General features: G+C 75.9%; 3 protein-coding genes and 8 pseudogenes. 7 read left to right on the forward strand and 4 right to left on the reverse strand.

Annotation, left to right across the window (positions count from 1 at the left end; genetic code table 11):
* Window positions 1-22: 22 nt before the first annotated feature.
* The 3 pseudogenes from UK94_RS67670 to UK94_RS67680 form a co-directional block, all read right to left on the reverse strand.
* Window positions 23-355, reverse strand: a pseudogene (locus UK94_RS67670) (pyridine nucleotide-disulfide oxidoreductase); the annotation flags it as partial.
* Window position 356: 1 nt separating this feature from the next.
* A pseudogene (locus UK94_RS67675) lies at window positions 357-863 on the reverse strand (FAD-dependent oxidoreductase); the annotation flags it as partial.
* 1 nt (window position 864) lies between these two features.
* Window positions 865-1,693 (reverse strand): annotated as a pseudogene (locus tag UK94_RS67680) (FAD-dependent oxidoreductase); the annotation flags it as partial.
* A 278-nt stretch (window positions 1,694-1,971) separates the two neighbouring features.
* Here UK94_RS67680 and UK94_RS67685 point away from each other — a divergent pair.
* The 4 genes and pseudogenes from UK94_RS67685 to UK94_RS67705 all read left to right on the forward strand — a co-directional run.
* Window positions 1,972-2,049 (forward strand): NAD(P)-binding domain-containing protein (locus UK94_RS67685; RefSeq protein ID WP_235490253.1); only part of this gene is annotated, 78 nt, incomplete at its 3' end.
* Between the two features lies 1 nt (window position 2,050).
* Window positions 2,051-2,451 (forward strand): annotated as a pseudogene (locus UK94_RS67690) (NAD(P)-binding domain-containing protein); the annotation flags it as partial.
* Between the two features lies 1 nt (window position 2,452).
* Window positions 2,453-2,612: pseudogene (locus UK94_RS67695) on the forward strand (6-phosphogluconate dehydrogenase (decarboxylating)); the annotation flags it as partial.
* A gap of 40 nt (window positions 2,613-2,652) precedes the next feature.
* Window positions 2,653-2,997, forward strand: a pseudogene (locus UK94_RS67705) (6-phosphogluconate dehydrogenase (decarboxylating)); the annotation flags it as partial.
* A gap of 15 nt (window positions 2,998-3,012) precedes the next feature.
* Here the strand turns inward: UK94_RS67705 and UK94_RS27700 are convergent.
* Complete coding sequence (locus UK94_RS27700) at window positions 3,013-3,789, reverse strand: hypothetical protein (RefSeq protein ID WP_200912921.1); 777 nt, start codon at window positions 3,787-3,789, stop codon at window positions 3,013-3,015.
* Between the two features lie 668 nt (window positions 3,790-4,457).
* On the opposite strand from UK94_RS27700, the gene UK94_RS67710 reads away from it, so the two are divergent.
* The 3 genes and pseudogenes from UK94_RS67710 to UK94_RS67725 form a co-directional block, all read left to right on the forward strand.
* Window positions 4,458-6,203, forward strand: a 1,746-nt coding sequence (locus tag UK94_RS67710; protein ID WP_235490240.1) for a DUF87 domain-containing protein, incomplete at its 3' end; no start/stop codon positions are given.
* A 1-nt stretch (window position 6,204) separates the two neighbouring features.
* Window positions 6,205-6,525: pseudogene (locus UK94_RS67715) on the forward strand (ATPase); the annotation flags it as partial.
* A gap of 2,611 nt (window positions 6,526-9,136) precedes the next feature.
* Window positions 9,137-9,445, forward strand: a pseudogene (locus tag UK94_RS67725) (hypothetical protein); the annotation flags it as partial.
* Window positions 9,446-10,571 lie beyond the last annotated feature (1,126 nt).

Raw genomic sequence — 10,571 nt, forward strand, 5'->3', positions numbered from 1 at the left:
GTCTGCGGCCCGAAAGGCGGGATCAGAGGCCGTATTCCTCCAGCAGGCGTAGCCACACCTCGCACACCGTCGGAAACGAGGGCACCGCGTGCCACAGCCGCTCGACCGGCACCGCGGCGACGATCGCGATCGTCGCCGCGTGCACCATCTCCTGGGTATCCGGGCCGGTGAACGTCGCGCCCACGAGGACCCGCCGGGACTCGTCGACGACGATCTTCGAAGTACCGATGATCCCTTCGCCGCGCACCGACGCGCCGGCCACCCCACCGGTCGCGACGCTGACCGCCCGAACCGTCAGGCCCGCCTCCCGCGCGGCCCGCTCGGTCAGCCCGACCGCACTGACCTGGGGATCGGTNAAGGTCACCCGCGGGATGGCGAGGCCGTCGGCCACGTCCCGGGCGGGCTCACCCGCGGCGTCCCGGCGGCCGGTGATGACGTCGGCGACGATCCGCGCCTGGTACTTGGCCATGTGGGTGAGCAGGGCCCGGCCGCAGACGTCGCCGACCGCGTACAGCCAGCCGCCGTCCACCCCGACCGCCAGGAGACGGTCGTCGACCTCGATGAACGTGCCGGGTTGCAGGCCGACGGCGGCCAGGCCCAGGTCCCCGGTCGCCGGGGTGCGCCCGACCGCCACCAGGATCTCGTCCGCCACGACGGTGTCGCCCACGGAGTCATCGCCCATGGAGTCATCACGTACGGAGTCATCGCCCTCAGCGTGATCGCCCTCAGCGTGACTCCTCCCGCTGCGATCGCTGCCGGCGTGATCGTCCGCGGAGTGCGGCCCCGCCCCGGCGGCGAGGGTGACGGTCACGGGGCCGCGCGACGTCGCGGAGTCGGGGCGGCCGCGTCGTACGTCGACGGCCNGGGTGCCGAGGCGCACCGTGATGCCGTCCGCCTCGAAGGCCGCGCGTACCTGCTCCCCGGCGAACTCCTCCTCCCGGGCGAGCAGTCGCGGCGAACCCTCGACGACGGTGACCTCCGCGCTGCCGAGCCGGCGGAACGCCTGGGCGAGCTCCGCGCCGACCGCCCCGCCGCCGAGCACCACCAGGCGGCGCGGCACCGCGGTGGCGGCGGTCGCCGAGCGGTTGTCCCAGGGTTCGGCGTCGGCGAGACCCGGGATCGGCGGGACCGTCGCCCGGCTGCCGGTGGCCACGACCACCGCCCGCGAGGCGGTCAGCACCCGACGATCACCGTCGGCGCCGGTGACCTCGACCTGACGCGGCCGGCCGGTCAGCCGGCCGGTTCCGCGCACGAGCGTCACGCCCTTGTCGGTCAGCCACGGCACCTGGGAGTCGTCCGAGAAGCCACCGACCAGCCGGTCACGCCGCGCGAACACCGCCGCGGGGTCCAGCGCGCCGGTGACGGCCGCAGCGGCGCCGGGCACCCGCCGCGCCGCGGCCAGCACCTCCCCCGGCCGGATGAGGGTCTTGCTCGGGATGCAGCCCCAGTAGCTGCACTCACCGCCGACGAGCTCCCGTTCGACGATCGTCACGGCGAGCCCCGCGTCGGCGCACCGGCCGGCGACGTTCTCCCCGGCGGGACCCGCGCCGATCACGATCACATCCACCCGCGCCTCCAGCGCGTGCACAGCCAGCGCCTGGGCGTCCCGCGCCCGTGTGTCCCCCGCCTGTGTGCCCCCCGCCTGCGTGTCCGGATCCATGTCCGTGCCTCCCACCGTCGCAGCCAGGATCACCGCAGCCGGGGGGGCTGGCCGGGCGGTGGTAAGGGGCCCGCTATTCCCTCGACCCCGAACCGTCATCTGCCGCCGGCAGCATGGCGGGGGACGGCCCGGTCGTACCGTACGCGCGCCGACGGTGACGAGAAGCACCCGGCCCGAACGGACGGCGCGCCGCCCGTGACCGGGAGGCGCGGGGTGTCAAGGGAACAATGGCGTCGGAGCGTGAAGCAGGGCCCGGTGCGCGCAAAGCCGCCCGCACCGGGCCGCCGTGACGAAACGAGCGGGGAGACAAGATGCAGCTCGGGATGGTCGGCCTCGGCCGGATGGGCGCCAACCTGGTTCGCCGGCTGATCCGCGACGGCCACGAGTGCNTGGTCTACGACGTGAACGCCGAGGCCATCAAGGCCCTGGAGGCCGAGGGCGCCACGGGAGCGGGGACGCTCGCCGAGTTCGCCGCGGCGCTGCGTCCCCCGCGCACCGCCTGGATCATGGTGCCGGCCGGGTTGACCGGGCAGACCGTCGACGCCGTCGCCGAGCACTTCGCGCCGGACGACGTCATCATCGACGGCGGCAACTCGTACTACCGCGACGACATCCACAAGGCGGCCGAACTCGCCACCAAGGGCATCCACTACGTCGACGTCGGCACCTCCGGTGGCGTGTTCGGCCTGGAGCGCGGCTACTGCCTGATGATCGGCGGCGAGCCGGCGGTCGTGGCCCGGCTGGAGCCGCTGTTCGAGACGATCGCCCCCGGCGTCGGCGCCGTCCCCCGCNCCCCCGGCCGCGCCGGCGAGCCGGTGCAGGCCGAGAAGGGCTACCTGTACTGCGGGCCGAACGGCGCCGGGCACTTCGTCAAGATGGTCCACAACGGCATCGAGTACGGCATGATGGCCGCGTTCGCCGAGGGACTCGCCATCCTCGACAAGGCGAACATNGGCCGGGANGCCCTGGAGCACAACGCCGAGACGGCCCCNCTGGGTGACCCGCAGTACTACCAGTACGACTTCGACACCGCCGCGATCGCGGAGGTCTGGCGCCGCGGCAGCGTCGTCAGCTCCTGGCTGCTCGACCTCACCGCCACCGCCCTGCAGGAGGATCCCGAACTCGCCGAGTTCAGCGGCCGGGTCTCCGACTCGGGCGAGGGCCGCTGGACGGTGCTCGCCGCGGTGGAGGAGGGCGTGCCCGCGCACGTGCTGACCGCCTCCCTGTACGAGCGGTTCAGCTCCCGCGGCGAGGGCCTGTTCGCGGACAAGCTGCTCTCCGCGATGCGCAAGCAGTTCGGCGGCCACGCGGAGCAGCACGCTCCGAAGGCCGGCTGAGGCCGGCCGGTCGGATCAGGTGGTGTCGGCGGCGAGATCACCCACGTCACCCATGACGATCATGGGGTGGGCGGTGGGCTTCAGCCAGCGCAGGATCGACGTCAGCGCGTCCTGCTCGACGGCGACGCAGCCCCGGGTCGGCGACCGATGGTCGACGTGCAGCCAGATGTCGCCGCCGACCTGGTCGCCCAGCGGCCGGGTCGGGTCCGACGGGGGCAGCCCGGGCAGCCGGTTGTAGTCGATGGCGACGACGTAGTTGAAAGCGTCGGCCATCGGCTGCCCCTGCGGCGCCGCCGTCCGGTAGAACGCGGGCCGGTACTCGTAGGGCATGCCGGTGCCCGGATCGGGCAACCGGCCGCCGGCCGCCGTCAGGCTGAACACCCCGATGGGGCTGCGCAGGTCGCCCTCACGGTGGGTGAAGGTCCACCCGTTGGCGCCGTTACGCCCGGTCAGCGGGGCACCGAACGGCTCCCAGGGGGCATCCGGGTCCGCACGCTGCCACAGCGTCACGTTGTTGGTGTTCGCGTCCCGGTCGGCACCGCTGGCGACGATCACCTGAAGGGCGTCCCGGGGAATCTTCGCCGACATCACCGCCCCGATACCGGGGACGGCGCCCGGGGCCCCCGCCGCGCCGTTCGCGCCCTCGACCCGGCTCGGCCGCACCGGCTGCGCGCCCGCCGCCAGGGGCGTCGACCCGGCCGAGGCGGTGGCCGACGCCGACGACCCCGCGTCCCGCTCCGAGCCGGGACCGCCGAAGTGGACGGCGCCCGCGGCGCCCACGACCAGAGTCACGCCGGCAGCCGCGACGCCGACGGCGACCGACCGGCCGCGCACGGAGCCCGCGCGCGGCCGGATTCGGTGAGGCCTGCTGCGGTGATCGGCCATGTCTGCGGCCTCCGGAACGACGCCGCGGGCGGGACGGCGTCGCGCTGTCGAGAGCCGACGCTCCCGGCGGCGACCGCGCCCGCGCCACCGGGGTGCGACCAGGGCGCACCGGTCACGACGATACGGATCGCCTCCCGCGCTTCGGTGGGGTACCCCGGTGGACTGCCCCCGTCATCCAGCCACAACACCCGAACGCTGGGTGACATCGGGAATGCACCCCGGACGGATCGTCCGTATCCGCGACGCACTGCTCCACGCCGCCCCCACGGGGCGGTCCCGAACCCACCCGGAACGCAGGCAGAGCACCGGACGGACCCGCCGATCCACGCGCCCCCCACGGCCACGACGAGCGTTGGATCACGCCCGACCGGGTTACGCCCGTCGCCGATAGACGCGGCTCCGAGATGCGCAGAGTCGATTGCGGTACGTTCTGGTCATTCCACCGCGACAAAGCGTGCGCACCGCACCGCACCGCAGTGCATCGCAGTGCGCGCATCAGCTCGCCGCACCGCCCTCGGCAGCCACCGACCCGGCCCGCCATCGCTCGGGCCCCCACCGAATCAGGCCCGACGATCGTGCTCGACGGCTTCCAGTTCCACCGCATCCTGGCCACTCCGCGGCGCCCGGAGGGGACCGACCGTCCCGATCCCGTCCCGCCCGCGCTGTTCGCCGCGCTCGTGGGCGCGCACGCCGAGCTGACCTCGCTCGGCCCCGGCCCGGCCGCGCCGGGCGTCGCCGTCGCCTGGCTGCGCGGGCCGGGCGAGGCCCACATCCGCTTCCTCGCCGGCGGCCGGCCCTACTTTCCCCCGGGCACCATCCCGGCGGCCCCGCCATCCCCGATCGGCCCGTCATCCCCGATCGGCCCGCCGCCCCTCGACGGCCCCGACGGATGGCCCGAGGGCGGCGGCCTGCCGCCGGGCGACGCATGGCCGGGCTCGCAGGACGGCGGGCTGCCGCCACTCCCGCCGCTTCCCCGGCCGCCTCGGTCCGCCCGCCCCCGGCCCGCGTCGGCGCCGCGGGCGGCCGGACCGGCCCCGCTGTTGTATCCACCCGGGTCGACGGCCGTCGCGCTGGCGCCCGGTGCCGTCCTCGACGACCTCGCCCGTTTCCCGTATTGGCTGCGCTGCGGCGGCAGCCCGGACGCGTTGTGGGCGCCCGGACCGGGCGGGGAGGGCGGCAGCCAGCCTCCGCCCGGCGCGCGGCGCGGCTCGTTCGACGACTACGCCGCCCATCTCGTCGGCCCGTTCGCCTGGCTGGTGCTCGCCTGGCCGGTCACACCGCACCGCCTCGCCGAGGAACGCGACGCCCTCGCCCGGAGCATCCCCGCGCTGCGCCTGCGCGAGCACGACCAGGACGCCCGGCTCGACCTGGAACGGGCCGAGCGCCGGCACCGGGAACTCGGCCGCGCCGCGGCCAGCGGGATGTGGGACGTCGAGATCCTCGTCGGCGGGGCCAGCAGGGCCGGCGCGTTCTCCCTGGCGGCGTTGCTGTGCAGCTCCAGCGATCTCGACGAGCTGCCCTACACGCTGCGCCCGCTGGGCCCCGCGACGTCGTTCGCCGGCGCCCGGGCGCCGCGGCCGGCGGATCCCGCGGACGGGGCGGAGCGCAGCCCGTTCCGGGCCGGCGCCGAGCTGCTCGCGGCGCTGGCCCGACCGCCCGGCCGGGAACTTCCGGGCATCACGCTCATCACCCCGCACACGTTCGACGTGACGCCGGAGGGCCCGGACGGCAGCGGGCCCGCGGATCCCCGCGGCGCCCCCGGGGCGGTGCGGCTCGGTGACGTCCTCGACGCCGGCTGGTCGCCGGCCGGCACGCTCGCCGTCCCCCGGTCCACGCTCAACCGGCACGCGTTCGTCTGCGGAGCCACCGGCTCCGGCAAGTCGCAGACCGTCCGGTCGCTGTTGGAGTCGTTGGCCCGCGCCCCGGCGCCGGTGCCGTGGCTGGTGCTGGAGCCGGCGAAGGCGGAGTACGCGCGGATGGCGGGCCGGCTGGCCGACCTGGCCGGACCGCCGGACGTCGGGGATGCCGCGCGGCCGGGTGAGGTGCTCGTCATCCGGCCGGGCCGGCTGGACGCGGCGCCGGCGTCGCTGAACCCGTTGGAGCCGGAGGCCGGCTTCCCCCTGCAGAGCCACCTCGACCTGGTCCGCGCGCTGTTCCTCGCCGCGTTCGAGGCGCACGAGCCGTTCCCCCAGGTCCTGGCCCGGGCGCTCACCGTCTGCTACCGGGACCTGGGGTGGAACCTGGTACTCGACCGGCCCGAGCCGCCGTACCGGCCGCGGTTTCGCGTCTACGGGCCGGACGCGGACGACCCCGTCGAGGTGNGGCGGCGCTACCCGACCCTCGGCGACCTGCAGCGAACCGCCGCCAGGGTGGTCGAGAACATCGGCTACGGGGCGGAGGTCACCGCCGACGTCCGCGGGTTCGTCGACGTCCGCATCGGCAGCCTGCGGGAGGGCAGCCCGGGGCGGTTCTTCGAGGGCGGCCATCCCATCGACATCGGCGCCCTGCTGACCCGCAACGTCGTCATCGAGCTTGAGGACATCACCAGCGACCAGGACAAGGCGTTCCTGCTCGGGGCGGTGCTCATCCGCATCGTCGAGCACCTGCGGGTGCGGTTCGGGGCGGCCGGCGCCGGCGGGCTGCNCCACGTCCTCGTCGTCGAGGAGGCGCACCGGCTGCTCAAGAACGTCACCGACGGGCCGGCCGCGGCCGCGGTGGAGCTGTTCGCCTCCCTGCTCGCCGAGATCCGCGCCTACGGCGAGGGCCTCGTCGTCGTGGAGCAGATCCCGGCGAAGATCCTGCCCGACGTCATCAAGAACACCGCGCTGAAGGTGATGCACCGGCTGCCCGCCGCCGACGACCGAGAGGCCGTCGGTGCCACGATGAACCTGCGCCCGGAGCAGTCCGAGGCCGTCGTGGCGCTGCCGGCCGGGGTGGCCGCCGTCAGCGTGGACGGCATGGACCGCCCGGTGCTGGCCCGGATGGTCGCCGGCGACGCCCGGGAGTCGCCGCACCTCGCCCGGTACGACCGGGTCCCGCTGGCCGGCCGGCGCAGCCTGCACTGCGGCGCGGCGTGCGCCGTCGGGCGGGCGTGCACCCTGGAGGAGACCGAGACCGCGGCCCTGGCCGCCCACGACGCCCGGCTGGTGCTCTGGGTCGAGGCGGTCGCGGCCCACCAGGTGATGGGCTTCGCGCACGTGCTGGGACTCGCGCCGTTCGCCCCCTCGCCGGCGCTGCGCGCGATGCTGGCCGCGCAGCCGCCGCGGCGGCTCGACTGCCTGCTCGCGCACGCCACCGACCGGGCCACCGACGCCCGCGCCCGGCTGTTGCGCCCGTCCGTCGACGCGGACGACTTCGCCGCCGCGCTGCGCGCCACGCTGCGCCGACTGCTGGTCGGGCCGTCCGCGTCCGCCGACGCACCGGTGGACTCCCGGCGGTTCACCGCGGGCGTCTACCGCTGGCAGGACGTCCGGCTGGCGCTCGGCGAGGCCGTGCGCCGGCAGGGTCCGGACGCGGGCCCGCATCCGCTGACCGCGTCCTGGCAGGACCGCGGCCTGGCCGTCGCCGGCGCCACGATCGGCGAGCAGCTCGCCTGGCTGCGCGCCAGCCCGGTGTACGCGGGCGGCGAGGACCAGGTCAGCGTCGGCGACGTGACGGCGAGCGGGCTGGTCGACGCGGTGCGCGAACTCGCCGGCGGGACGGACGCCGGGGCCGTCGCGATCGCGCTGGAGCACGCCTGCGCCGGGCCCGGCCTGACGGACCTGGTCGACCAGATCGCCAACCTCGTCGAGACGGGCCCCGGCGGGCCGCTGGCCGGGCCCGAGGCGCCGGAATCAGCCGCGGCCGGCCGGTGAGCGCGTGGCCGGGTCATCAGGAGCCGGGGAAGTCCGCCACCGGGACCGGCACGCTCGTGGCGTTGCCTCCGGCCACGTCGAACAGGGTGAGCTGGTACGTCGTGTACTCGATCGACGTCGACAGGTGCCGGGTCGAGAAGTCCANGCCGCTGTCGAACTTGTTGAACGAGCACCTGCGGGTGAACCGGGCGGCGTCGGTGTCCCAGTCCTCGCCGAGGGTGTAGAAGACGTCGAAGTGACCGTCGGGCAGCCCGTCGACGGTCGTGCTGCTGCCGGCCCGTACGAAGATGTTGCGCACCCTCGCGCCGCCCTCGGTCAGCTTGACCACGGCGTCCTGGGACGGCGGCGCCTCGACGGTGACCTTGCCGTAGCCGCCGCGCCGGCCGGGGCCGACGCTGCCGTTGTCCGGCCGCCGGGTCTGGTCCGGCTCGCCGGTCGGCAGGAACGCGCCGACCCGGTACGGGTGGGCCGGGTCCGCCGCCGCGAGCGCCGCGACGGCCAGCCGGGTCAGGTGCGCGCCGTTGCCGGCCGACGCTCGCCGCCCGCCCGAGCTACCGGTGCACACCACCTGCCGGTCGGCGTCGGCGCGCAGGCTGTCCAGGTCGGCGCCGAGCGCGACCAGTGCGGCGACGAGCTGCCCGTGCGCGGCGCGCGCCGGCACCGGCGGGTCGGTGCCGGCCAGGGTCGTGCGCTGGGTCGTCAGGTCCGTCTCGGCCGTGCGCAGCGCCCCGGCCAGATCGGTCGGCGTCTGGGCGCCCGACACCGCGGCGAGATCCGGGGTGAGCGCGGCGTCCACGCCCGTCAGCACCTGCTGGTAGGCCTCGGGGGCGACGCCGGTCGGCGTGGGCGCGGGGCGCGGTAGCGGCGCGGGCGCGATCGTGCCGGCGGAGGCGGTCGGTACGCCCGTGGCCCCGTCGCCCCCTCCGCAGGCGGCTGCCGTCCCCAGCAGCGCCACCACGACGACACCGATCCCGACAACCCGCCGGCCGTCCCGCACCATCAGCCATCCCCCGTTCGATGTCGAGGCGAGCCTAGAAAGGTTCGCGCTCGTGGCTGGCCGCATCGGCGGATCTCACCGACGCCCCACGCCGGGCCCGACCGGGCTGGCACCAGGTGGCCTGCGGCAACGGCTCCGAGCCGGCGACGGGCTGTCGGGAAGCCGACAGCCCGCGGGCCGCGGGCCGCTTCGCGCCGGCCGTTCTCTGGGGCGTACGAACCAGCCGGTCTAGGCACGCGGGCGACCGACCGGCCCTCCGGCGAGAGCCGGCGCAGAACGCGACAGAGTGGACACCAGGCGCCATACTGGAGACGGAGGGACCGAGGTTCGCCACGCGCTGTGCTCGCCGTCGACGGCGCCGCCGCAGGCCGGGCGGCGTCGGGCTGGCGGGCCAGGTCCGACGATGACGCGACTGGCGGGGGTCACGATGGGGGGCGCAGCCCTGACGGCGGCGGAGGCCCAGCTCATCCAGGGGCTGTTCGTCCCGCGGGAACGCTGGGGGTGGGAGTTCGTCGACGGCGGCCCGGCGACGCCGAGCCCGCTCGCCGACGATCGCCCCGTCTGGACGCCACCGGCGCTGCCCGACCTGGCCGAGCTGGCCGCCCGGCGGAGCCGGTCGATCCGGGCGCTGTGGAAGCGGCTGCCGGTGCCCGGGGCCTTCGTCGTCCTTGGGCTTCTGCTGGCGTCCGAGGGCGGGCTGTTCTTCGTGCCGNCCGGGTTCGCCCTCGCGCTGCTCGCCGGCCTGGCTCCACTGGTGCGCCATCGCCAGCTGGTGCGCGCCCGCCGGCGGACGGTGACGGCGACGGCGAGCGCTCGCGCCGCCCACGAGCAGGCGGTGGTCTCCTGGCAGGCCGAGATCGACGCACACATCCGGGCCGACGAGCGGCGCCGGGAGGCCGCCAGCGCCTTCTTCCCCATCGTGACGCCGGCCGCGACCCCGCGGGTCGACGTCTTCGGCGGTGACGGCAACGGCTGGGCCAGTCTGTTGGCCACCGCCGGCTGCTCGGTGCTCACCGGCGGCACCGGCATCCTGCTGGTGGACCTGAGCGAGCGGACGGTCGGCGGCGGGTTGGCGCGGCTGGCCGGGCAGGCCCGCTGGCCGGTCGAGTCCTGGGACCTGCCCGGCCAGCTCGACGAGGTCGCGCTGCTCGACGGGCTCGGCCCGCGGGAGGCCGGTGAGCTCGTCGCGGACGCATTCGGCCCGACCCGCGAGGGCGATCAGGACCATCACCGGCGGGCGCTGCACGCCGACCTGGTGACCACGGTGGGTCAGGTCCTCGGCGAGCGGCTGACCTTCCGCCGGCTGGCCGAGGGCCTGCGCGTGCTGGAGGGTCTCGACGACGGCACGGCGGCCGCGGCGTTGTCGACGGCCGAGGCCGGCGCGCTCGTCGGCCGGATGAACGCCTTCGGCCGCGGCGAACGGATCCCCGACGAGCTGCGGTACCTGCGTTCCTCGCTGGAGGCACTCTGCCCGCCGGACGCCTCGGCCGCGGCCGCCGCGCGGGCGGCTGTGGGCGGCGGCCGGGGTGCCGGGGGTCTGCGCCGGCTGGCCACCTGGTGGCCGGTCCAGGGGCTGCGGGTGCTGGCGACCTCCAGCCGCACGTCGTCGACGCACCACAAGGAGCTCGCCGACCGGCTGGTCATCCAGGCGGTGCTCCACCAGCTCCGCCGCCGCGAGCTCGCCCCCGCCGCCGGGCGGGACATGCTCGTCGTCGCCGGCGCGGACCATCTCGGTCGACCGGTGCTGGGCGGCCTCGCCCGGCACGCCGAGATCGCCGGGGTGCGCCTCGTGCTCCTCTTCGAGCGCCTCGCCGACGACGCCGAACGGGTCCTGGGCA

The organism is Frankia sp. AvcI1 (assembly GCF_001420875.1).
Taxonomy (GTDB): domain Bacteria; phylum Actinomycetota; class Actinomycetes; order Frankiales; family Frankiaceae; genus Frankia; species Frankia alni.